Source organism: Acidovorax sp. LjRoot66 (assembly GCF_964253305.1).
Classification (GTDB): Bacteria; Pseudomonadota; Gammaproteobacteria; order Burkholderiales; family Burkholderiaceae_C; genus Acidovorax.
Window position 1 is genome coordinate 1,321,435 of the sequence record NZ_CAXUQU020000001.1, and the last position, 20,757, is coordinate 1,342,191.

At 67.5% G+C, this 20,757-nt stretch carries 17 protein-coding genes and 1 other RNA gene; 4 read left to right on the forward strand and 14 right to left on the reverse strand.

Annotated features, from left to right (window positions below):
• Nucleotides 1-67: 67 nt before the first annotated feature.
• Nucleotides 68-1,636, forward strand: a complete 1,569-nt coding sequence (locus ACSQ3Y_RS06145; RefSeq protein ID WP_436176751.1) for a methyl-accepting chemotaxis protein — start codon at nt 68-70, stop codon at nt 1,634-1,636.
• A gap of 31 nt (nt 1,637-1,667) precedes the next feature.
• Here ACSQ3Y_RS06145 and ACSQ3Y_RS06150 read toward each other — a convergent pair whose 3' ends face one another.
• Nucleotides 1,668-2,714, reverse strand: a complete 1,047-nt coding sequence (locus tag ACSQ3Y_RS06150; RefSeq protein ID WP_436176752.1) for a GlxA family transcriptional regulator — start codon at nt 2,712-2,714, stop codon at nt 1,668-1,670.
• Nucleotides 2,715-2,820: 106 nt separating this feature from the next.
• Here ACSQ3Y_RS06150 and ACSQ3Y_RS06155 point away from each other — a divergent pair, with 106 nt between their 5' ends.
• Nucleotides 2,821-4,164 (forward strand): amidohydrolase, encoded by a 1,344-nt coding sequence (locus tag ACSQ3Y_RS06155; RefSeq protein ID WP_436176753.1) that lies wholly within the window; start codon nt 2,821-2,823, stop codon nt 4,162-4,164.
• 3 nt (nt 4,165-4,167) lie between these two features.
• Here the strand turns inward: ACSQ3Y_RS06155 and ACSQ3Y_RS06160 are convergent, their stop codons facing one another.
• The 13 genes from ACSQ3Y_RS06160 to ACSQ3Y_RS06220 form a co-directional block, all read right to left on the reverse strand.
• Nucleotides 4,168-4,710 carry a VUT family protein gene (locus ACSQ3Y_RS06160; RefSeq protein WP_436176754.1) on the reverse strand — a complete coding sequence of 181 codons (543 nt, stop codon included), beginning with the start codon at nt 4,708-4,710 and terminating at the stop codon, nt 4,168-4,170.
• Nucleotides 4,711-4,723: 13 nt separating this feature from the next.
• A complete protein-coding gene (locus ACSQ3Y_RS06165; protein WP_436176755.1) occupies nt 4,724-6,454 on the reverse strand; it encodes an NAD(P)/FAD-dependent oxidoreductase in 1,731 nt (576 codons plus the stop codon).
• Between the two features lie 89 nt (nt 6,455-6,543).
• Nucleotides 6,544-7,626, reverse strand: a complete 1,083-nt coding sequence (locus tag ACSQ3Y_RS06170; RefSeq protein WP_057200120.1) for a hypothetical protein — start codon at nt 7,624-7,626, stop codon at nt 6,544-6,546.
• 53 nt (nt 7,627-7,679) lie between these two features.
• A complete protein-coding gene (locus ACSQ3Y_RS06175; RefSeq protein ID WP_057200121.1) occupies nt 7,680-8,738 on the reverse strand; it encodes a lysylphosphatidylglycerol synthase transmembrane domain-containing protein in 1,059 nt (352 codons plus the stop codon).
• Between the two features lie 10 nt (nt 8,739-8,748).
• On the reverse strand, nt 8,749-9,978 hold the full coding sequence (gene clsB, locus ACSQ3Y_RS06180) for a cardiolipin synthase ClsB (protein WP_057200122.1): 1,230 nt from the start codon (nt 9,976-9,978) through the stop codon (nt 8,749-8,751).
• Nucleotides 9,975-10,742, reverse strand: a complete 768-nt coding sequence (locus tag ACSQ3Y_RS06185; RefSeq protein ID WP_200961061.1) for an endonuclease/exonuclease/phosphatase family protein — start codon at nt 10,740-10,742, stop codon at nt 9,975-9,977. The genes clsB and ACSQ3Y_RS06185 overlap by 4 nt, the downstream gene beginning before the upstream one ends.
• A gap of 171 nt (nt 10,743-10,913) precedes the next feature.
• Entirely contained in the window at nt 10,914-11,831 is a 918-nt protein-coding gene (gene cysK, locus ACSQ3Y_RS06190; protein ID WP_057200123.1) for a cysteine synthase A, read from the reverse strand.
• Between the two features lie 88 nt (nt 11,832-11,919).
• The gene (gene rtcA, locus ACSQ3Y_RS06195) at nt 11,920-12,972 is read right to left on the reverse strand and encodes an RNA 3'-terminal phosphate cyclase (RefSeq protein WP_436176756.1); all 1,053 of its coding nucleotides are present in this window, start codon (nt 12,970-12,972) and stop codon (nt 11,920-11,922) included.
• Complete coding sequence (locus ACSQ3Y_RS06200) at nt 12,966-13,823, reverse strand: nucleotidyltransferase domain-containing protein (RefSeq protein WP_436176757.1); 858 nt, start codon at nt 13,821-13,823, stop codon at nt 12,966-12,968. The genes rtcA and ACSQ3Y_RS06200 overlap by 7 nt, the downstream gene beginning before the upstream one ends.
• A 70-nt stretch (nt 13,824-13,893) precedes the next feature.
• Complete coding sequence (locus ACSQ3Y_RS06205) at nt 13,894-15,111, reverse strand: RtcB family protein (RefSeq protein WP_057200128.1); 1,218 nt, start codon at nt 15,109-15,111, stop codon at nt 13,894-13,896.
• A gap of 39 nt (nt 15,112-15,150) precedes the next feature.
• Entirely contained in the window at nt 15,151-15,963 is an 813-nt protein-coding gene (locus tag ACSQ3Y_RS06210) for a hypothetical protein (protein WP_057200129.1), read from the reverse strand.
• Between the two features lie 49 nt (nt 15,964-16,012).
• Nucleotides 16,013-16,750, reverse strand: a complete 738-nt coding sequence (locus ACSQ3Y_RS06215; protein WP_436176758.1) for a hypothetical protein — start codon at nt 16,748-16,750, stop codon at nt 16,013-16,015.
• A gap of 24 nt (nt 16,751-16,774) precedes the next feature.
• Entirely contained in the window at nt 16,775-17,914 is a 1,140-nt protein-coding gene (locus ACSQ3Y_RS06220; protein WP_057200131.1) for a slipin family protein, read from the reverse strand.
• Nucleotides 17,915-18,635: 721 nt separating this feature from the next.
• On the opposite strand from ACSQ3Y_RS06220, the gene rtcR reads away from it, so the two are divergent.
• The gene (gene rtcR / locus ACSQ3Y_RS06225) at nt 18,636-20,267 is read left to right on the forward strand and encodes an RNA repair transcriptional activator RtcR (protein WP_436176759.1); all 1,632 of its coding nucleotides are present in this window, start codon (nt 18,636-18,638) and stop codon (nt 20,265-20,267) included.
• A gap of 10 nt (nt 20,268-20,277) precedes the next feature.
• An RNA gene (gene rnpB / locus ACSQ3Y_RS06230) (RNase P RNA component class A) lies at nt 20,278-20,714 on the forward strand.
• Nucleotides 20,715-20,757 lie beyond the last annotated feature (43 nt).

The following is a 20,757-nucleotide window of genomic DNA, read 5'->3' on the forward strand; positions in this document are numbered from 1 at the left end:
AAAACCCGGATTTGTTGCAATCTGCTACAGATCCAGTATTCACTGACCCCACCAACAGGCCTGCACCATGTCCCTCACCCAAACGCGTGTCGCGTTCCGCCTGGCCCTCGCCTTTGGCGTCGTATGCCTTGTGATGTTCCTGTCGGCAGCCGTGGGGATCTGGCGGCTGGCGGAGCTGCAGGACATCGCCGATGACCTGGGCGGCGCCTCTTCCGAGCGGGCCCTGTTGGCCCGCGAGCTGCACGCCATCGTGGTGCTCAGTTCGGTGCGGGCCGAGACCCTGCTGGAGATCGACAACCCGGCCTACACAGCGCGCATCGACGCCGACCGCAAGGTCACGTCGGCGCGCTCCAGCGAGGTGCGCAAACGGCTCGACGAGCTGACCGAAGACCCCGCATCGCAACGCATCTTCGACACCATCGACAAGGCAGGCAACCAGTTCCGCAGCGTGCGCGACGATCTGGTCAAGCGCCGCAAGGCCGGCGAGGCCCTGCCTGCAGATGCCATTGCCGGCACCCTGCGCCCAGCGGCGGATGCCTATGCCAAGGCGGTCGACGAGCTGGCCGAATACCAGCGCCAGCGCGTGGCCGATGCGCGCGCTGCGGCCACCCGCAGCGAGAAGATGGGCACCTTGCTGCTGGCTGCGGGCTCCGCGCTGGGGCTGCTGCTGAGCCTGGTGTGTGCCTGGTTGCTGTCGCGCTCCATCCTGCGGCCCCTGGCACGGGCATCGGACGTGACCGACCGCATCGCCGAGGGCGACCTGACCTCGCACGTGCCCGCCGCAGACACCGGCAACCGCGATGAACTGCAGGCCCTGGTGGCCCGCCTGGGCGACATGCAGGCACGTCTGGCGGCGCTGGTCGTGGGCATGCGCGGGGCCAGCGCCTCGGTAGCCGATGCCAGCGGCGAGATCGCTGCGGGCAACAGCGACCTGTCGGCCCGCACCGAGCAGACGGCCTCGAACCTCGAAGAAATCGCCGCCAGCATGGAAGAGCTGCTGGCCACCGTGCGCCACAGCGCCGACGCGGCCGCGCAGGCCAGCAGCCTGGCCACGGGTGCCAGCGGCGTGGCCCAGCGCGGGCGCGACGCGGTGGACCGGGTGGTGGGCACCATGGAGGGCATCGCCCAGTCGTCCCGCCGCATTGCCGACATCACCAGCGTGATCGATGGCATCGCCTTCCAGACCAACATCCTGGCGCTCAATGCCGCAGTCGAAGCCGCCCGTGCCGGTGAGCAGGGACGGGGCTTCGCCGTGGTGGCCAGCGAGGTGCGCAGCCTGGCCCAGCGCTCGGCCACGGCCGCCAAGGAGATCGGCGGCCTGATCAGCGATAGCGTGCGCCAGGTGGACGAAGGCTCGGCGCTGGTGCATGCGGCTGGCAGCACCATGGGCGAGATCGTCGACTCGGTGAAACAGGTGGCGACCATCATCGGCGAGATCAGCACCGCCGCGCGCGAGCAGACCACGGGCCTGAGCCAGGTGGGCGAGGCCGTGTCCCAACTGGACCAGATGACGCAGCAGAACGCCGCGCTGGTGGAGGAATCGTCGGCCGCCGCGCAGGGCCTGCGCGTACAGGCGCAGCAACTGGCCGAACTGGTGGAGGCGTTTCGCCTGCCCTCGACAGGCATGCTGCGATAGGCACGGCCCAGGCAACTCCGCCGCAGCCGTCTCAACCCACTTCCACCCGCCAGCGCCTGCGCGGAGCGCGCAAGGCATGGCGCTTGCGGTACTCGGCCGGCGGCATGCCGGTGTGCCGCACGAAGATACGGCGAAAGGCCGCGGGGTCCGCATAGCCGCAGGCCACGGCGATGCTGGGTACGCTCTCCAGCGTCACTTCGAGCATCACCTTGGCGCGCGCGCAGCGCAGGGCATGCAGGTAGTCGAGCGGCGACTGCGCCAGCTCGGCCTGGAAATGCCGCAGCAGGGTGCGCGCGCTCACCGATGCGGCCTGCGCCAGGCGTTCCAGTGAATACGGCTCTTCCAGATGGGCCTCCATCCAGGCGATGGCGCGCGCCAGGGTGCTGTCGCGCGTGGCCGGGATGTGCTGCTGTGCATTGGCCTGCAGGGCGGCCTGCGCGCGCTGGTGGTCGGGCGCCATCACCGTGGCGCAGGCCCGGGCCATTTCCTCGCCAAAGGCATGGCGCACCAGGGCGATGGCCAGGTCCACCAGGTTGTGGGGCAGGGCGCCGCTCAGCCAGGGGCCATCGTCGGTCCAGTCCCGCCCCGGCACCAGCGTGATGCCCGGGAAGTCCCGCGCAAAGCCAGCCATGTAGAACCAGGGCAGGCTGGCCGTGCGCCCCTGCAGGCGGCCGCTGGCCGCAGCCAGCCAGGCGCCATCGCCCATGGTCAGCAGCTTTTGCCCGGCATCCACTGCAATGCCGACCTGCCGCACCAGCGCGGGGTGGCGCGCCACCACCTGGCGTATGGCCGGAATGTCGGCCGCGAGGAACGAGGCAATGAACACCGCCTGTGCCGGGCCGCTGTGCACGTCGGTGGACGGTCCGGCAGCGGTGTAGTGCGCCCACGGTCCGGTCAGGGCGGGCAGGGGCTGGCCGTTGGCATCGAGAAGCCGCCAGTCCATGCGCGGCGCCTGGTTCCCCGACCGCAGGCGGGCCAGCAGGTTGGCGCTGCGCAACAGGTCGATGAAATGCAGGGCAGTGCCCAAGGAGGATTCAGGCACCAGCGGAATATCGATGCGGAAGGTGGGGGCGGGCATGGCGGTATCGGCTCTGTAGATGGCGATTTTCGCTTGTCATGAAACATCTGGGCACCCGTAGCATGAACGCTCGTTGTTTTTAATCCCCCTGCACGGACTCCGCCTCATGCACAAAACCCTCTCGTCGATCGCCATTGCCGCCGGCCTCGTGGCCGGCAGCCTGGCCCTGGTTTCTTCCGCCCATGCCCAGGCCCTGGATGCCGCTGGCCTTCAGGCCATCGATACCGCCGTGAACGGCGTGGCCGGCAAGATGGTCGGCTGGCGCCGCGACATCCACGCCCACCCCGAACTGTCGGGCCAGGAAGTGCGTACCGCCAAGCTGGTGGCCGAGCACCTCAAGCGCTTGGGGATGGAGGTGCAGACCGGCGTGGGCGGTACTGGCGTGGTCGGCATCCTGCGTGGCGGCTTGCCGGGCAAGGTGGTGGCCCTGCGCGCCGACATGGATGCGCTGCCCGTGCCCGAGAACACCAAGCTGCCCTTTGCCTCCAAGGTGAAGGCCAACTACCTGGGCAAGGAAGTGCCGGTCATGCATGCCTGCGGGCACGATGCCCACGTGGCCATGCTCATGGGCGCGGCCGAGGCCCTGGCGGGCATGCGGGCCACGCTGCCGGGCACCATCAAGTTCATCTTCCAGCCCGCCGAGGAAGGCGCGCCGGTGGAGGCCGACGCCAGCGGCAAGGTCCCCAGCTTCGGCGCCAAGGCCATGGTGGAAGAGGGCGCGCTGAAAGACGTGCAGGCCATCTACGGCCTGCACATCACGGCCAACCTGCCATCCGGCGTGGTGGGCTACCGCAGCGGCCCGCTGATGGCGGGCTCGGACAACATCAGCATCCAGGTCGAAGGCCGCGGCGGCCATGGCTCGTCGCCCTGGAACGCGGTGGACCCGGTGGTGGCTGCCAGCCAGGTGGTACTGGGCCTGCAGACGGTGGTGAGCCGCCAGCTCAACATCAGCCAGGAGCCGGCCGTGATCACCATCGGCTCCATCCATGGCGGCACGCGCTACAACATCATTCCCGACAATGTAGAACTGCTGGGCACGCTGCGCACCTTCGATGAAGGCATGCGCCAGGAGGCACTCAAGCGCATCACCACCACGGCCGAGTCCATCGCGGCATCGAGCGGTGCCAAGGCCAAGGTGCGCTTCGGCCCCGTGGCCTACCCCGTGACCTCCAACCCTGCGGCGCTGACCGAAGCCTCGCTGCCTGCGCTCAAGCTGGCCACCGGCGGCAAGGCCATGATCATCCCCAAGGTCAGCGGTTCGGAAGACTTCTCCGAATTCCAGAAGGTGGCCCCTGGCTTCTTCTACTTCCTGGGCGCGCCACCCAAGGGTGCGGACTTCACCAAGGCACCATCCAACCATTCGCCGTTGTTCGACATCGACGAAGACCAGATGCCCGTGGGTGCCCGTACCCTGGCTGCGCTGGCCGTCGACTTCCTGCAGCGCAAGTAAGCTTCAGTGGAGCTGCGCTGCCCGGTTGCCGATGAGCAGGCGAAAGGGCAGCAGCAGCGCCACGCCCAGCACCAGCTTCACGGCCAGGTCGCCCAGGGCCCAGGTGACCCACGGGTCGCTGGTGCCTGCAAACGCGATGCTCCAGAAGACCGCCGTGTCCAGCACGGCCGCGAGCAGCGTGGCCACCAGCGGCGCGCGCCACCAGCTGCCGTGGCGCAGGCGGTCGAACACGCCAATGTCCAGCCACTGTGACAGCAGGAAGGCCGTGCCCGAGGCCACGGCAATGCGGGCCGGCGCCAGCACCAGCGAGGCCACCACCGCCACCGCGAAACCCACCCATGCCACCCGCCGCGCCTGCTGCGGGCCATGGCGGCGGTTGACCAGCTCGCTCACCAGGAAGGCCACCGGGTAGGTGATGGCACCCCAGGTGAGCCAGTCGTTGATCGGAAACTGCACCAGGATGTTGGAGGCCAGCACCACGGTGGCCATCGCCAGCGCCGCAGCGATGAACTGTGCGCGCGTGGGCGCTGTAAGCAGGAGGGCCATAGGGGCGGTGGCCTCAGGCCGTGCCCAGCAGCGCGCGGGCCACGGCTTCGCCGACCTTGATTCCATCGACCCCGGCTGAAAGGATGCCGCCCGCGTAGCTCGCGCCCTCGCCCGCCGGGTAGAGCCCGCCAGTGTTCAGGCTCTGCAGGTTCTCGCCGCGCCCGATCTTGAGGGGGGACGAGGTGCGCGTCTCCACCCCGGTGAGCACCGCGTCGTGCATGTCGAAGCCCTTGATCTTGCGGCCAAAGGCCGGCAGTGCCTCGCGCAGTGCCTCGATGGCGTAGCCGGGCAGGGCTGCATGCAGGTCGCCCAAGGCCACGCCGGGCTTGTACGAAGGCTCCACGTCGCCCAGCTGCTTCGAATCGCGCCCGGCGATGAAGTCGCCCACCAACTGGCCGGGCGCACTGTAGTCGCTACCGCCCAGCACATAGGCATTGGATTCGAGCTGGCGCTGCATCACGATGCCCGCCAGAGGGTGGTGGTGCCCGGCCGGCTGCGCTTCGGCGCCATAGGTCGCGCCCAGGTGCAGCGCGAAGGCCTCGGCATCGGTCGGGTAGTCGGTGGGGTCGATGCCCACCACCATGCCGGCATTGGCATTGCGCTCGTTGCGCGAATACTGGCTCATGCCGTTGGTGACCACGCGGCCCGGCTCGCTGGTGGCGGCCACCACCGTTCCGCCGGGGCACATGCAGAAGCTGTAGACCGCGCGCCCGTTGGCCGCGTGGTGCACCAGCTTGTAGTCGGCCGCGCCCAGCAGCGGGTGGCCGGCATGGCGGCCCCAGCGGGCGCGGTCGATCACGCCCTGCGGGTGCTCTACCCGAAAGCCGATGGAAAAAGGCTTGGCCTCCATGGCCACGCCGCGCTGGTACAGCATGGCGAAGGTGTCGCGCGAGCTGTGGCCCAGCGCCATCACCACATGGTCGGCACGCAGTTCGGTGGTTTCGCCCGTGGCCTGGTTGAGCACCGTGAGGCCGCGCAGGTGGCGGCTCTCGCCCGTGCCTTCGACGACAACGTCGGTCACGCGCTGCTCGAAGCGGATCTCGCCGCCCAGTGCGATGATCTGCTCGCGCAGGTTCTCCACCACCTTCACCAGCTTGAAGGTGCCGATGTGCGGGTGCGCCACGTAGAGGATTTCCTCGGGCGCGCCGGCCTTGACGAACTCGCCCATGACCTTGCGGCCCAGGTGGCGCGGGTCCTTGATCTGGCTGTAGAGCTTGCCGTCGCTGAAGGTGCCGGCCCCGCCTTCGCCGAACTGCACGTTGCTCTCGGCATGCAGCTCGCGCTTGCGCCACAGGCCCCAGGTGTCCTTGGTGCGCTCGCGCACCGGCTTGCCGCGTTCCAGCACGATGGGCTTGAAGCCCATCTGCGCCAGCACCAGCGCGGCAAAGATGCCGCAGGGCCCGAAGCCCACCACCACTGGCCGCAGCGCCAGGTCGGCGGGCGCCTGGCCCACCGGCTGCCACACCATGTCGGGCGTGGGCTGGATGTGCGGGCGGCCGGCATGCTGGGCGAGCAGGGCGGTTTCGCGCACTGGGTCGGCCAGCGTGATGTCGATGATGTACACCGCCAGCAGGTCGGCCTTGCGCGCGTCGAAGCTGCGCTTGTGCACGTGCACGGCGGCAATGTCGGCCGGGGCGATGCCCAGGACCTGGACGGCCTGGGCGCGCAATGCGTCCAGCGGGTGCTCGGCGGCATCGGCCGGCACGGCGGCCAACGGCAGCTTGATTTCGGAAAGGCGGATCATGGTCTTGCAGGCCCGTGTCGATCGGGCGGTGGCAATGTCGTGGGGCTGGTATTTTAAAGGAGGCGGTGCTGCCATGCCCGCCAGGGTGCTCAGTCCGGGTCCAGCATGTCGGCGGCCTGTGCCTTGAGCCATTGCTTGAGGTAGTCGTTGTCGGCTACCGCCTGCACCTCCCGCTGCAGCAGCGGAATGTCGTGCTCCAGTGCCTGGATCTGGCTGCGCAACTGGGCCATCAGCTGGCCGGGCTGCAGCTTGCGCTTGGATGCAAGGCCCAACTGCAGCCGCATCGTGTTCTCCAGCGTCACCACCTCCTGGCGCAACTCTGCCAGTTGGTCGGTGAGGACCTGGTTGTAGCGCTGCAGGTGCGTGTCGCCTACCCCCGCCATGTGCTGCGCGTCGATCTGCTCCACCTCCAGCTGCAGTTGCAGCAGGTCGAGCAGGCTGTTGGCGGCATAGGCCAGGTTCACGCGCTGCATGAGGGCGGTTTTGCGCAGGCGCTCGGCTTCGTCGGGCTCGCGGTCGGGGTGCAGGGCACTGGCCAGCTTGCGGTACACCGCGCGCACCGACTGGCTGGCCTCCTGGGCGGCTTCCTGCTGCGCACGCTCCTGCGCACTGGGCTTGCGGGCACGGCCGGCACGGTGGCGCTCGCGCTCCTGTTGCGCGCGTGCCTGACGGGCCTGCATTTCCTCCTCCACCCGGCGCACGATGTCTTCGGGGGATTCCGGCTCGGTTGCGGATGGCAGCCGCAGCGCGTCGGTGCTGTCGGGTGTTTCCTCGGTGTCGAGCGGCTCCTCGGTGTACTGGGCGTGCAGCGCCTGCATCGTTGCGCGCGTGGCGGCATCGCGCACGTTGTGGGCCAGGTCGCCAGCGAGCCGGGCGATCACTGCATGCAGGTCCCGCAGCAGCGTGCGGCCCAGGCCTTTGCGCGCCGAGGCCTCCACCAGGGCGTTCACCAGGCCGGCGTGCGCAGCGTAGTACCTGTCGAGCAGGGGGGCGACGTCTTTGGCGTAGCGCTGGTGGTAGGCGTCGATGGCCTGGTTCCATGCAGCCAGGATCTCGCGCTGTTCTGCGATCTGCGCGAGCAAGCCGTTGAACGACTGTTGTGCCAGCGAGAGCGGCGCCTGGCCTTGCTGCGCGGTGATGCGCAGCGGGGTGGCGGGGAGGGAAGAGGACATGAAGGCGCGTGGCAGGGGCAAAAGGCCCCCGATTTTGCCCGCACGGGGGCTGCTCACTTCGAGGATGTCCCCGAGGTTGGTGCCGGTGTGCTTGTCCCACCGTTGCGCCAACGCAGTTCCACCACCCCGAAGGCCAACGCGGCGACGGCCAGCGGCGCAAAGAAGTAGAGCGTGCGGTAGGCGAGGATGGCGGCCAGCGCCTGGGGCGCCGGCATATAGGCTGACAGCACGGCCGTACCCACGGCCTCCAGCACGCCCAGGCCGGCGGGGATGCGCGAGATCAGGCCGGCCACGGCACCCAGCAACACCGTGGCCAGGGCCGCCACATAGGGCGCCTGCTGCTGGGTGAGCAGCCAGATCGCTGCGCCCATCACCATCCAGTTCACTGCAGACACTGCCACCTGCAGCAATCCCACCGACCAGTGCGGCATGGGGAAGCTGTGGCCCCGCAGCGTGAGCGGCTGGCCCCGGCGCCACACGCAGGCCACCAGGTAGGCTGCGGTGACGGTCGCCATGGCGCCGCCAATCCAGCGCAGCTGGCCGGAGGCCATGTCCCAGCCCTCGGGCAGGTGCGGCGTCCAGAGCCAGAACACCGCGCCCGCCAGTACGAAGTAGCCGAGCCAGTTGGTGATGATGCTGATGGCCACCACCTGGCCGATGTCGCCCACCGACAGGCCCTGGCGCGAGTACAGCCGGTAGCGCACCGTGACCCCGCCGATGAGGGATCCCAGGTTCAGCGTGAACGGGTAGGCGATCAGCGTGGTGCCCACGGTGCGTGCCACCGGCAGGCCATGCCGGGTGTAGTAGCGCCCGAACAGGTCGAAGCTGCTGTAGATGCCGTGGCTGGCGAACGCCAGCGCAGCGCCACCCAGCAGCGCGGCCATGGGCAGGTCGATCAGCGCATTCCACACGGCGCCCCAGTCCACGCTGCGTGCCTGCCGGAACAGCAGCGCGCCGATCAGCAGCACGAACGCGCCGGTGACCAGCGTGATGGCCCACGGCCACCAGCGGCTGTTGCGCACGGTGCTCCAGCGGCCAGTGCCCTTGTGCGGGGCTGCGGTGGAGGGTGGCGTGGCAGTCCCGCGCAAAGGGTGGGTGGCGGGAGCGCTCATGGGCTGTATCCTAGGTGGCCGAAGCCGCCTGGGGATTGTCGGCTGCCAGCGCATTGGCCTTGACCAGCGAGATGGTGGGCTCGTGGCGCGGCAGCCAACCGGCCCAGGCCGGGAACCAGCGCATCAGGTGGAACACGCAGTAGCTGCGCACCAGGCGCAGGCCTTCCCAGCGGCTTTTGGGCGTGGGCTCCACCTGCTTGCAGGAGTTCTCCATCAGGTGTGCAAGGCGCGCGTAGAGGTTGGCATTGAAAGCCCGGTCCCGGATGATGACATTGGCTTCGAGGTTGAGCGACAGGCTCAGCGGATCCAGGTTGCTCGATCCCACGGTGGACCATTCGTCGTCCACCAGTGCCACCTTGCCGTGCAGCGGCCGGTCGCAGTATTCGTAGATGCGCACCCCGGCGCGCAGCAGGTGGTCGTAGAGCAGGCCTGCTGCCGTCTTCACGATGGGCATGTCGGGCTGGCCCTGCAGGATCAGGCGCACGTCCACCCCACGGCGCGCCGCGCGCCGCATCTCGCGGATGAAGCGGTAGCCGGGGAAGAAATAGGCGTTGGCGATGACCACCCGCTTGCGCGCCGAGCGCAGCGCAATGCGGTAGTGGCGCTCGATGTCGTTGGTATGGCCGTGGTTGTCGCGCGTGACAAAGATGGCATGCGCCGTGCCCTCGTAAGGCAACCCGCGCGTGTTGGACGCCTTGTTGCGGCGGCGGTCATCGGGGTCGAGCACCGCTTCACGGGTGAAATGGTGCATCTGGGCGACGATGGGGCCACGCACCTGCACGGCGTAGTCCTGCTTGGCCTCCGGCCCGAAATCGGCCACATGGTCGGCCGAGTAGTTGATGCCCCCGATGAAGCCGAGTTCGCCATCCACCACCACGATCTTGCGGTGCATGCGGCGCAAGACGTTCAGGCGCTGGCCCATCACGCGCTTGCCGGGGTCGAAAACGCGAAAATGAACGCCGGCTTCCACCAATGCACCCAGGTACTGGTCCGACAGGTCGGGTGAGCCGAAGCCATCCACCAGCACATGCACCTGCACCCCGCGCTGTGCCGCAGCGAGCAGAACGGCATGCAGTTCCTGGCCGATCTTGTCGTCGAACAGGATGAAGGTCTCCAGCATGACCTCGCGGCGTGCCTTGCGAATGGCATCGAACACGCGGGGAAAGAAGTCCTCCCCGTTCTCGAGCAGTTCGAAATGGTTGCCAGGTACCCATCGAGAGGACTGTGATGCGCGGGTCATAGAGAAATCTCCGCAGCCAAAGGCGCGTGGTCCGAGAGCTTGTCCCAGGGCTTCTTCGGCAGGTTCAAGGGGGTGTGCACAGAGGCATTGCGCACGTAGATGCGGTCCAGCGCCAGCAAGGGCATCGATGCGGGAAAGGTGCGTACCGCACGGCCGGTGGACTGCACGAACACTTCATGCAGGTTGGCACGCTCGCGCAAGACTTCGTGGGCGCGGCCACGCCAGTCGTTGAAGTCGCCGGCCACCACCACGGCCTCGTCGGGATCGAAGCTGTTGACCAGATCGCACACGCTGCGCAACTGGCGCTGGCGGTGGGCCTCCTGCAGGCCCAGGTGCACGCAGATGGCATGCACCGGGCTGTGGTGGTTGGGCGGCTGCAAAACACAGTGCAGCATGCCGCGCCGCTCGGGTCCGCTCACCGAGATGTCGTGGTTCTCGTAGTGCGTGATCGGGAATTTGGAGAGCAGCGCATTGCCATGGTGGCCGTTGTCGTACACCGCATTGCGGCCATAGGCGAACTGGGTCCAGATGGTGTCTGCCAGGAACTCGTAATGGGGCTCCTGGGGGAAGTTTTCCACCCGCCCTGCATGGCGGTGGTGCGTGCCCAGCACCTCTTGCAGGAACACGAGGTCCGCCGCCACGTTGCGCACGGCATCGCGCAACTCGTGCAGCATGAAGCGCCGGTTGAAGGTGGTAAAGCCCTTGTGCACATTCACGGTCAATACCTTGAAGGCAATGGGCTGGGTGGTGGAAGCGTGGGCCATGCAAGCAATCGGAAAGAGGTGTCGCACCCTGGTGGTGCGGTGCACCACCCCGGATGCGCTGGGCACCGGGGTGGTGGCGTGTCACCTTGATTGTTCCGGCCGCAGGCCGGGCATGCTGTAGGACGGTTGGCCGTCAGCGCGTGCAGCGCTTACCCGCCGTGCGGGGTGCGTTCAGGCAGGCAGGAAGCCTTCAACCGACAGGTAGCGCTCGCCCGTGTCGTAGTTGAAGCCCAGCACGCGCGCGCCCACCGGCAGCTCGGGCAGCTTCTGGGCAATGGCGGCCAGCGTGGCGCCCGAGGAGATGCCCACCAGCATGCCTTCGTCGCGTGCGCAGCGGCGTGCGTACTCGCGGGCCGGTTCGGCATCGACCTGGATCACGCCGTCGAGCAGGGTGGTGTCGAGGTTCTTGGGCACGAAGCCTGCACCGATGCCCTGGATGGGGTGCGGCGAGGGCGCGCCGCCCGAGATCACGGGCGAGGCCGAGGGCTCCACGGCAAACACCTTGAGAGCGGGGAACTTCGCCTTGAGCACGCGCGCCACACCCGTGAGGTGGCCGCCGGTGCCCACGCCGGTGATGATGGCATCGAGCCCATCGGGAAAGTCCGCCAGGATCTCCTGCGCCGTGGTGCGCACATGCACGTCGATGTTGGCGGGGTTCTCGAACTGCTGGGGAACCCAGGCGCCGGGTGTCTGGGCCAGCAGTTCCTGCGCGCGGGCGATGGCGCCCTTCATGCCCTTTTCCTTGGGGGTCAGGTCGAACGTCGCGCCGTAGGCCAGCATCAGGCGGCGGCGCTCGATGCTCATGCTGTCGGGCATCACCAGCACCAGTTTGTAGCCCTTGACGGCCGCCACCAGGGCCAGCCCGATGCCGGTGTTGCCCGAGGTGGGCTCGATGATGGTGCCGCCCGGCTGCAGCGCGCCCGAGCGCTCGGCGTCCTCCACCATCGACAGGGCGATGCGGTCCTTGATCGAACCACCGGGGTTGGCGCGCTCGGCCTTGACCCAGACGTTGGCGGCACTGCCGAACAGGCGGTTGATGCGCACGTGCGGCGTGTTGCCGATGGTCTGCAGAATGGTGTCGACTTTCATGGCGTCTCCTGGTCAGGCGAAGGATGGAAGGGGAAATGCAAAAGAGCCATTTTGGCCCAGTCCGGAGCCCATGGGCACTGCTGGGCCTTCAGTGCACGGGCAGGGGCTCAATGCGCACCAGGCTGGCACCGTCCATGACCTCGGTCGCCACCCGCACCGGCAGACAGGCGCTGATCACCGCCGCGTTCGTGCGCGTATGGTCCGTGAGCTCGCTGGCCGTGTAGCTGGCCTCCCTGCCAGTGCGCCACACGGCCAGTGCCAGCGGCAGCATCCACTGGTCGGCCAGGTGCGGGCCGGTGGCCGCCGTGCTGCGCTGGAAGGCCTGCACCTCGTCGGCCAGCCGGCGTGCCACGAGTTCGGACGACACCTCGCGTTCGCCGAACTGGCAGAACACTTCGGTCACCTGCGCATATTCCAGCGTGGCCAGCAGCACATTGCCAGGCCCTTCGTGCTGGCGCACGCCAGGCGCGCGCAACTGATCGGCCTCGTGCGTCCAGCCCAGGCGCCGGCCCAGTTCCTCCAGTTCGCGCGCAGCCACGCTGCGCGCCAGCCCGGGGGCCAGCGCCTCGGCCCAGGCAGCCAGGGCCGCCCCGCGTTCGGTCAGGTCAAATGGCGTGAGCGCCTGCGTCGCAGGGGTGATCACGGCCTGCAGCAGGCCGCCGCCCGCAGGGTAAAAACCGCGCCGCTCCAGCGTGAGCGCCAGCCCCACGCCCAGGCGCGCGAGCAGTGGTGCGTAGGCACGCTGCAGAAAGTCGAACGGCGGCGCCATCGGGTTGTGCGTGCCGCCCGCCAGCTGGATCCGACTGGGCGCATCGGCCAGCATCAGTGCGGGCAGCACGGTCTGCAGTACCAAGAGGCAGCTGCCGGCGCCGGCGATGCGAAAGGTGTAGTCGCCCGCACGCACCGCGCCGGGCGTGAACTGCAGCGACTGCGAGCCCAGCTCCGCCCCCTCGGCCTCCCCACCGCTGACCTCCACGGCGGCTTGGACGCAGGCCAGGTGCTGGCGCATCAGCCCCGGCTTGGCGCGCCCGGCACGGATGCGCTCGATGCGCAGCGGCCGGCCGGTGACCATGGACAGGGCCAGCCCCGTGCGCAGGATCTGGCCACCGCCTTCGCCCTGGGAGCCGTCGAGCGTCAGCATGGTGCCTCCTTGGCTGGGGGCGCGTTGAAGCGCAGCACCGTGTCGTGCAGCAATGCATCGAGCGCGGCATGGCCCGGCACGGGCAACGGCTGCACCGGCTCGGCCGCGTTGCGTGCCAGCTCGGCTTCGATGAAGGCGTGGATGCCGGGCCAGCGCGGGCTGGTCGCGGCCTCGCCCGCGCGCATCTTCACCTCCAGCAGCGCGTTGATCTCGGCGATCAGCGTGGCGTCGCCCGCCGGGTCCAGCGTGTGCTGGGCCAGTTCGGCAAAGCGCATGGGCGGCACGCCCGGGCGCGTGCGTATCCAGCGCGCGGCCAGCAGCGGGCGCAGCACGTACAGGTATTTCTTGTAGCGCACTTCGTCGGCCTGCAGGTGCTCGCGGAAGTTCTTCTTGGCCATGGATGCGTAGTGGTGCCAGCCCTTGGCGTTGGAGAACACGGTCTCGGCCAGCGCGCGAAAGCGATCCATGGTGGGCCCGTCCTCGCGGTAGACCACAGGCGAGCGCAGCCATTCGAGCAGCGTGGGGTTGGACTCGCGCATCAGGCCCAGCGCCTTGCGCAGGTCCCAGCCGTTGATGTCCAGGTCGCCGCTGATGGGCACTTCGATCACGTCGCGCCCTGGCGTGACCGTGAGGTACCAGGGCAGGCGGTTCACGTAGATGAATCGCACGTCGTAGTCGCTGTCGGGCGAGGCAAAGCCCCAGCCCCGGCTGCCCGACTCGCAGGCAAAGAGGATGGTGACCTGGTGCTGCGCCTCGATGGCGCCCAGGTTCTCCATGATCTGCGCGCGCATGGCGGGATCGATAGGGTGGGCCGATTGCAGAAATTCTTCTTGTTGCTGTTCTTGGTGCATGTGCTGATGCGGGCGCTGGTCTGGCCAGCGCCGGTTCCGTTCAATGGTTGCCGTGGAGGTGCAAAGGGGCCTATCCCTTCACGCACACCACCTGCTTCAAGGTGTAGACCACCTCCACCAGGTCCTGCTGCGCGGCCATCACGGCGTCGATGTCCTTGTAGGCCATCGGGATCTCGTCGATCACGTCGGCGTCCTTGCGGCATTCCACGCCCTCGGTGGCGGCGATCTGGTCGGCGATGGTGTACATCTTCTTGGCCTTGGTGCGGCTCATCTTGCGGCCCGCGCCATGGCTGCAGCTCATGAAGCTCTCGGGGTTGCCCTTGCCGCGCACGATGAAGCTCTTGGCGCCCATGCTGCCCGGGATGATGCCCAGTTCGCCGGCCTTGGCGCTCACGGCACCCTTGCGGGTGATGAGCACGTCCTCGCCGAAGTGCGTCTCGCGGCTCACGTAGTTGTGGTGGCAGTTCACCGCCTCCACATGCGCCTCGAACGGCTTGGTGATCACCTTGCGGGCGGCAGCGATCACGCGCTGCATCATCACCTCGCGGTTGGCGCGCGCGAACTTCTGGGCCCAGCCCACGGCGCGCACGTAGTCGCCAAAATACTTGGCCCCCTCTTCGAAGTAGGCCAGGTCCTGGTCGGGCAGGTTGCGCTGGTGCAGCTCGGCGTCCTTCTTGGCCAGCTCGATGAAGTGGGTGCCGATGGCATTGCCCACTCCGCGCGAGCCCGAGTGCAGCATGAACCACACGCTGCCGTTCTCGTCCAGGCACACCTCGATGAAGTGGTTGCCGGTACCGAGCGTACCCAGGTGCTTGTGGTTGTTGGTGTTGCGAAAGCGCGGGTAGTCCTCGCAGATCGCGTCGAACTCGCCCTTGAGCGCGGCCCAGGCCACATCGGTCTCGTCGGGCGGCGTTTCCCACGCGCCCTTGTCGCGGCCCATGCGGCGCGGGTTGCTGCCGTGCGGCACGGCCTTCTCGATCGCCGAGCGCAGGGGCGCCAGGTTGTCGGGCAGGTCGTTGGCATGCAGCGAGGTCTTGCAGGCCATCATGCCGCAGCCGATGTCCACGCCCACTGCGGCCGGGATGATGGCCTTGAAGGTGGGGATCACCGAGCCCACCGTGGCGCCGATGCCGTAGTGCACGTCGGGCATGGCCGCCACATGCTTGAACACGATGGGCAGGCGCGCCGCGTTTTCCAGCTGCTTCTGGGCCTCTTCTTCCACAGGGACGCCCTGGGTCCACATCTTGATGGGGACGCCGTTTTCCACGTTGCGTTGCAGGTAGCTCATTTTTCTTTCCTTGTTCTTGGTTCTGTTTCAGTGGTTCTTCTATTCGCTGGCCAGGTCGAACACCGCTTCGAGGATTTGCCTGTCGCCCATGCAGCCGCCACAGGTGCAGTGCGCGGGCGGGCCCATGGCGCTGGTGTCCACGGCCAGGATCCCTTGCACGAAACGCGCGCGGTTGGCGGGGTCAAGCAGCCAGGCTTTCATCGCCTCCCGGAACTCCGGGTGGTCCTCTGCGAAGGCATTCTCGATCTCGCGGCTGGACCAGAAATCCCAGTAGCTGGCATTCGCATAGTGCAGCACGGCGCTATCCCGCTCGTCCTCCAGCCAATGGGCCAGCAACGGGGTGATGGGCACGCCGCCCTTGTGGAACATCAGCAGGATATCGAACGCGTTCGCGCCATCGAACGGGCTGGCCTCGCGCCCGGCAGAGCCCAGGCCCTCGCGGAAGAAGGCCAGTGCGAAGGCGTCCAAAGCAGCTCTCTCCCCGGCCGACAGGTCGCCAGCCGGGCATTTTCCCAACCGGTCCAGGTACAGCTCGGTCGAGTGGTGCAACTCCTTGCCCTGGGCCAGCAGCTCCAGCATGCGGGGCAGGAAGTACAGCAGTTCATCCGCAGGCTGCTCGCTGCCCTTGGCCGAACCGTTGTACTCGTAGAGGTGGCGTGCCGTGAGCTGGCGCAGCGGCAGGCGGCGCAGTTCGCGCTCCGTGGCTTCGTCCACGCAGCAAGGCATGCAAACGTCCAGCGTCTGCGTGGGGGCGCTGCGGTGCTGGAAGGCGGCGTACGCAGCATCCACCGCCGCACGCAGCGCGGGTGGCAGGGCGGTGGCTTCCTCTTCAGCGGTTTGATGGGCTTTCATCGTCGTACTCTCCGTGGCGTCTTGTGCGCCGTTCTGTCATCCATCGCATCTACTGCACCATTCCCTGGGCGGCAGCGCGTGCATAGTTCTTCAGTTCCTCGTCGTGCGCCGGCACGCTGCGGATGAATAGCTCCACCCGTTCCGGCAATTCCCTCGGGCGCTGCAGGTGGCGGCCCTCGTGACCGATGCCATGCAGGGCAGAGACCTGCACCTCGCGACAGGGCACCTCCAGCATGTGGCAGAACACCGCCCACATCGCATCGCGCCATTCAGGAATATCTTTGACATTCCAGAACGTGGGCCACACGTCGAACCACATGTAGCAGGCAAAGTGCAGCCGGTCGCTGCCGCTGCCGATGGTCTCGTGCACGTGGGCCATGCGCGGTGCGAAGCAGTCGCTCCACAGGCGCGGGAAGGCCTGCATCATGCGCATCGCATCGGCCAGCGGGACCGAGGGGTCGAGCGCCATGGACGGTATGTCGCCGGCGTTGTTGCTCATCACATGCGTGAGGCCCATGCCCACCTGCTCATCGCTGTAGGGCGCCAGGTCGGTGCCCGCGTTGGCGAACAGCACGGTCTGGATGTGCGTCCATTGCAAAGGCGTGGCGGTGAAATCCGGCTCGTCGTTGTCCCAGTACCACTCCTGCTCCTTCTTGCCCGGCACAGGCCGGTCGAAGAGGTAGCGAACGGCGTCGGCATACAGCGTGGCATCGAGTCCCACGGACTCGGGTGTCAGCGGCAACGGCGTCTGCGTGGCCAGGCGTTTCTCACGTGCGGTCTGCTTCATGGTGTTCTTCGTTCTTTCCCTTGCTCAGCGCATCTTCACCAGGCCGTTGAGCACCTGGTCCAGGCCACCGAACACCGAGATCTTGTCGATGCGCTCGGCCACGCGTTCCAGCGTTTCCAGCTCCTTCATGCGCAGTGCGACGGGGTTGTCCTCCATCACCTTGGCGGTGTTGAGCAGCGAGCGCGTCGCGGCCGTCTCTTCGCGGCGGCGGATCACATTGGCCTGGGCCTGCTTTTCCGCCTGCACCACCTGGGTCAGGATGGCCTTCATGTCGCCGGGCAGCACGATGTCCTTCACGCCGGCGCTCTCCAGCGCAATGCCGTAGGGTGCGAGCTTGGCGGCCATGTGGGCGCCCACCACGTCGTCGATCACTGTCTTGTTCTCCAGCAGCTCATCGAGCGTGCGGGTGCCCACGGCGGCGCGCAGTGCGAACTGCAGCTCGCGGTACAGGTGCTCCGCGGGCTTTTGCAGCTGGCTCCAGGCGCGCAGCACATCGGTGTAGCGGAAGGTGGCGCTCAGGTTGATGCGCAGACCCACCTTGTCGCGGGTCATGATGTCCTGGCCCGAGACTTCCACCGATTGCAGGCGCAGGTCCACCTGCTCCACCGCCACCGTGCGGCCGTACTTCCAGAAGGCGTACGAGCCTGCGGCCAGCAGCCGCTCCACCTTGCCGTCCACCGTCAGCAGGCCGCAGGACGACTCGGGCACCTGCACCTGCAGCAAGCCGGCCAGGCCGGTCACCGTGCGATGGCGCAGCTGGGGCTGCGTCAGGCGCGCCACCAGTGCAGCAGGCAGTTCGGCACCCGCGTTCAGGTCGACCACCTGCACGGACACGTCCACCAGGCCCTTCCAGTACAGGCGGCGCGTGCCAGGGGGCAGGATCTCGACCAGCACGCCGTTCTCGCTGCGCAGGCCGACCTCGTTCTCGGCCAGCTCCACACGCACGAACTCGGTGGCCACCACCTCGGGCTCACGGGCCATCAGGTAGTCGGCCAGGCCGTGGGTGAAGGCGGCTTGCTCCAGCGCGAAAGTTTCCACGCGCAATTGGTCCAGGCCGGCGAACAGCCAGTGCGTCCCGCTGTGCAGCATGCGGTCGAAATCGCCATTGCGCAGCAACAGTGCGCGTTCGTTCTTCTTGACGGTGGTGCGTTGGATCTTCAGCATGTGTCTACCCTCGTTCTTTCTTTTTTCAATGTCGTTGGTCGCCGCATCAAACTTCTTGCAGAGGGGCCGTTACAGCGGGGCAGTGGTTCCAGGGGGCGCGGCTCGGGCCCTGCAGTGCGCCGTGGCGGTTGCCCCGAGGGGCTTTCGCTTGGGCTGGCTGCGGGCGCGGGCGGTGCCGGGTACTGGCACAAACCGCCACCGCTGACGGGGCAATGGCTTGCAGGCTGCGGCGCAACCTTTGGTCCTTCACCCCGCGTCCGGCGGGTGGTCTTTCGACCGTCTTCGATAGCCGGCCCGAAGGCCGGAAGAATGGGCAGGAGTCGAACCTGCGACAGTCCCTTTTCAGGGGTGCTCTACCAGACTGAGCTACCAGTGGTGCAGGCCGGGAGTCGAACCCGGCAACCCCTTTCGGAGCTGGCTTCCACAGCCCTGCAGTCACCCGGCGCTCGCAGCGTGCGGCATGCAGGGAATCCGACGGACCCCAAGGCCCTGGATCCCCGGCACCGGCAGGGCGGGCGTTGGCCCCAACCCTGGCCTGTGAGCGTTCGCTGTCTGCGCCGAGTGCCTTGGTATTTGCGAATTGCGTGCCAGCCGTGCGATTTGGCGGTTGAAATATCCCAACCCATTGATTCGAAAGGAATTAATGCAAATGAAGAAAATTCCGCAACATGATGGATTCTGTACTAAATAGAATGTAGGCTAGTTTTATAGATCATTGGCGATGCGCAAGAACAGGGTAGTGATTGGTTTTATCGGTACCCAGCTCGACTCGGGCAAGGGCGCGGGGCGCTGGGAGAAGTGGCGACCCACCGTGTCGCTGGTGCAGCACGAGGACATGGTGGTGCACCGCATGGAGCTGCTGTACACGCCGGCCCACCAGGAGCTGGCGCACCAGGTGCGCAACGACATCGCCATCGCCTCGCCCGAGACCACGGTGCGGTTGGTGCCCATGGAGATCGCCGACCCCTGGGACTTTGGCGAGGTCTACGCCAAGTTGTTCGACTGGACGCAGGCCTACCGCTTCGACACCGAGCGCGAGGAGTACTGGACCCACATCACCACCGGCACGCACGTGGCGCAGATCTGCCTGTTTCTGCTGGTGGAGTCGCGGCGCATCCCAGGCGTGCTGGCGCAGACCTCGCCGCCCCGGCGCCAGCAGATGGGCGATGCGGGCAGCTATGCGCTGATCGACCTGGACCTGTCGCGCTACGACGTGATCGCCCAGCGTTTTGGCGCCGAGCAGCGCGATGCGGTGGACTTCCTCAAGAGCGGCATCGCCACGCGCAATGCGCGCTTCAACGCGCTGATCGACGAGGTGGAGCGCGTGGCGGTGCGCTCGCGCGCGCCCATTTTGTTCACTGGGCCCACCGGAGCGGGCAAATCGCATCTGGCGCGGCGCATGTACGAGCTCAAGAAGGCGCGCCACCAGGTCGAGGGCGAATTCGTCGAAGTGAACTGCGCCACCCTGCATGGCGATGGGGCCGCATCCACGCTGTTCGGGCACAAGAAGGGCGCTTTCACGGGCGCTGCGGCCGACCGCGCGGGCCTGCTGCGCACGGCGCACAAGGGCGTGCTGTTCCTTGACGAGATCGGCGAGCTGGGCCTGGACGAGCAGGCCATGCTGCTCAAGGCCGTGGAGGAAAAGCGCTTTTACCCCATGGGCAGCGACCGCGAGGTGGCCAGTGATTTCGAGCTGATCGCCGGCACCAACCGCGACCTGCGCACCGAGGTGGCGGCCGGGCGCTTTCGCGAAGACCTGTACGCGCGCATCAACCTCTGGAGCTACCAGCTGCCGGGCCTGGCCCAGCGCCCCGAGGACATCGAGCCCAACCTCGATCACCTGCTGGCGCGCACCGGCACGGAGCTGGGCCGCACGGTGCGCCTGTCGGCCGAGGCGCGCACGGCCTACCTGCGCTACGCCCAGTCGCCCGATGCGCTGTGGAGCGGCAACTTCCGCGACCTCTCGGCCAGCGCCACGCGCCTGGCCACTCTGGCCGACAGCGGCCGCATCGGCCTGCCCCTGGTGCAGGCCGAGATCGCGCGCCTGCAGTGGCTGTGGCAGCCGGCAAAAGATGCACGCGATGGCCTTTCGGGTGCCCAGGCTGCCGATGCCATCAATCTGCGCGCCCTGTTGGGCGAAGACGCCTTGGACGCGATGGACCTGTTCGACCAGCTGCAACTGGCCGCCGTGCTGCGCGTGTGCTGCCAGGCGCGCACCCTGTCCGATGCGGGGCGTCAGCTGTTCCAGGCCTCGCGCGCGCAGCGCACGGTGGTCAACGATGCAGACCGGCTGCGCAAATACCTGGCGCGCTTTGACCTTACATGGGAACGCGCCAGCTCCGGTGAACGATAATCTGCCCTGTGAAGCGCGCCAGACCGCCGCTGGTGCAATCTGGGAAACCAGGCACTGGAGGAACGTCCGGACTGCACAGGACAGCGTAGCAGCTAACGGCTGCCCACCGTGAGGTGAGGATCAGAGCAACAGAGACGAGTTTGGGTACGGACCACCCTGGGGTGTTCTGTGGGTCGCCAGCGAAAGCTGGTGCCGGATGGCGCAAGCCAGACGGTTCCCGGCGAAAGCCGGGAAAGCCCACAGCCACCTTGGGCGCGTTCCGAGCCCAAGGTGAAACGGGCAATCTCTACGCGCAGCAATACCAAGTAGGCCAACGTTGATGTGGTTCCGCAGAGTTGGCGGGTAGGTAGCATCGAGCCGTGGTGGCGACACCCGGCCCAGAGTAATGGCGGTCACGCCGCGGGCAACCGTGGTGCACAGAATCCGGCTTATCGGCGCGCTTCACACTTTTGAATTCAAATCCGCGGCGACGGCGGTCGTCAATGCTGCT

What these genes read in the sequence shown, in the direction of transcription:
- ACSQ3Y_RS06155 (WP_436176753.1), top strand. Translation starts at nt 2,821, where the DNA reads ATGCACAAAACCCTCTCGTCGATCGCCATTGCCGCCGGCCTCGTGGCC.
- ACSQ3Y_RS06205 (WP_057200128.1), bottom strand. Translation starts at nt 15,111, where the DNA reads ATGAGCTACCTGCAACGCAACGTGGAAAACGGCGTCCCCATCAAGATG.
- ACSQ3Y_RS06200 (WP_436176757.1), bottom strand. Translation starts at nt 13,823, where the DNA reads ATGCACCAAGAACAGCAACAAGAAGAATTTCTGCAATCGGCCCACCCT.
- ACSQ3Y_RS06150 (WP_436176752.1), bottom strand. Translation starts at nt 2,714, where the DNA reads ATGCCCGCCCCCACCTTCCGCATCGATATTCCGCTGGTGCCTGAATCC.
- ACSQ3Y_RS06170 (WP_057200120.1), bottom strand. Translation starts at nt 7,626, where the DNA reads ATGTCCTCTTCCCTCCCCGCCACCCCGCTGCGCATCACCGCGCAGCAA.
- ACSQ3Y_RS06175 (WP_057200121.1), bottom strand. Translation starts at nt 8,738, where the DNA reads ATGAGCGCTCCCGCCACCCACCCTTTGCGCGGGACTGCCACGCCACCC.
- clsB (WP_057200122.1), bottom strand. Translation starts at nt 9,978, where the DNA reads ATGACCCGCGCATCACAGTCCTCTCGATGGGTACCTGGCAACCATTTC.
- ACSQ3Y_RS06165 (WP_436176755.1), bottom strand. Translation starts at nt 6,454, where the DNA reads ATGATCCGCCTTTCCGAAATCAAGCTGCCGTTGGCCGCCGTGCCGGCC.
- cysK (WP_057200123.1), bottom strand. Translation starts at nt 11,831, where the DNA reads ATGAAAGTCGACACCATTCTGCAGACCATCGGCAACACGCCGCACGTG.
- rtcA (WP_436176756.1), bottom strand. Translation starts at nt 12,972, where the DNA reads ATGCTGACGCTCGACGGCTCCCAGGGCGAAGGCGGTGGCCAGATCCTG.
- ACSQ3Y_RS06160 (WP_436176754.1), bottom strand. Translation starts at nt 4,710, where the DNA reads ATGGCCCTCCTGCTTACAGCGCCCACGCGCGCACAGTTCATCGCTGCG.
- ACSQ3Y_RS06220 (WP_057200131.1), bottom strand. Translation starts at nt 17,914, where the DNA reads ATGCTGAAGATCCAACGCACCACCGTCAAGAAGAACGAACGCGCACTG.
- ACSQ3Y_RS06210 (WP_057200129.1), bottom strand. Translation starts at nt 15,963, where the DNA reads ATGAAAGCCCATCAAACCGCTGAAGAGGAAGCCACCGCCCTGCCACCC.
- ACSQ3Y_RS06215 (WP_436176758.1), bottom strand. Translation starts at nt 16,750, where the DNA reads ATGAAGCAGACCGCACGTGAGAAACGCCTGGCCACGCAGACGCCGTTG.
- ACSQ3Y_RS06185 (WP_200961061.1), bottom strand. Translation starts at nt 10,742, where the DNA reads ATGGCCCACGCTTCCACCACCCAGCCCATTGCCTTCAAGGTATTGACC.
- rtcR (WP_436176759.1), top strand. Translation starts at nt 18,636, where the DNA reads ATGCGCAAGAACAGGGTAGTGATTGGTTTTATCGGTACCCAGCTCGAC.
- ACSQ3Y_RS06145 (WP_436176751.1), top strand. Translation starts at nt 68, where the DNA reads ATGTCCCTCACCCAAACGCGTGTCGCGTTCCGCCTGGCCCTCGCCTTT.